Genomic DNA, 1,111 nt, shown 5'->3' on the forward strand with positions numbered 1-1,111 from the left:
TGGCCGTATTCAACCGGTCGTCGCAACGATTGTTTGTTGGGTCGATCGTAGTAGCTCTTCGAAGGCCTCGGCGGGGGTGCGCCAGTCGAGGATCTCTCTCGGGCGGTTGTTGATCGCGTCCGCGACAGCGGTGATCTCCGCCGCGCTCCACCGGGAGAGATCTGTGCCCTTGGGGAAGTACTGGCGTAGGAGTCCGTTGAGGTGCTCGTTGCTGCCGCGCTGCCAGGGGCTTTTCGGATCGGCGAAATAGACCGGCAGCCCGATCTCAGTCGTCAGCAATCGGTGTGCAGAGAGCTCTTTGCCGCGATCCCAGGTCAGCGAACGACGTAATGCCGCCGGCAGTGTGGAGAACGTCGCAGTGAGGGCGTTCTTCGTCGTGATCGCTCCATACCCCGCCAGCGCCGGACCATTTTTCCGTGGTGGAATGATCCCGTATCCAGCCTGACGTGGAAGATGAACGAGCATCGCGAATCGAGTGGTCCGATCCACGAGCGTGGCGATCGCGGAGCGCTTCAACCCGATGATGAGGTCTCCTTCCCAATGCCCGGCGGTCTTGCGATCCGTTGCCTCCTTCGGACGCTTCGATAGCACCGTGTCCTCGGTGACGTGAGCCCACGCCTGCTGCCTGGTCCGTGCCCTTGGCATGCGCTTGGTTCGTCCTCGACGTAGATGCCAGGATCGGTGCCGCTCCAGTCCTCCGCGCGCTTCGACGTAGAGGGCCTGATAGATCGCTTCGTGCGAGATCCGCATCGAAGGATCGCCGGGGAAATCGATCGGTAGCCGTTTGGCGATCTGCCGTGGACTCCATGCCGTCACCCACTCCCGATCCCCGCGATGCGGTTTGTTCTTCCCATCCCAGGCAGGCCCGACCGGCCCGATCCGTGTGCCGTCCGCAGCGAAGAGGCTGCCGCTGAGCTTGTCCTGGACGTAAGTGCGCAGCGCATCGTGGGCGACGAGCTTCGCGGTCTTCGGCCTGCGTGCACGACGCTCCGCATGCCACTGCGCCGTCGACGCCTTGTACTCGAGCCGATACGTACGCGTGGACGCATTGCGCCGCAACTCCCGCGAGATCGTCGATGGCGCACGCCCCAAGCGTCCGGCGATCTCACGC

Annotated in this window: 1 protein-coding gene; it reads right to left on the reverse strand. The window is 63.8% G+C overall.

Annotation, left to right across the window (positions count from 1 at the left end; all coding sequences use genetic code 11):
- Positions 1–9: 9 nt before the first annotated feature.
- Positions 10–1,111 (reverse strand): IS30 family transposase (locus tag ACWAUG_RS13590; protein ID WP_460802834.1); only part of this gene is annotated, 1,102 nt, incomplete at its 5' end.

The sequence above is a fragment of the Microbacterium sp. GXF6406 genome (genome assembly GCF_054798215.1).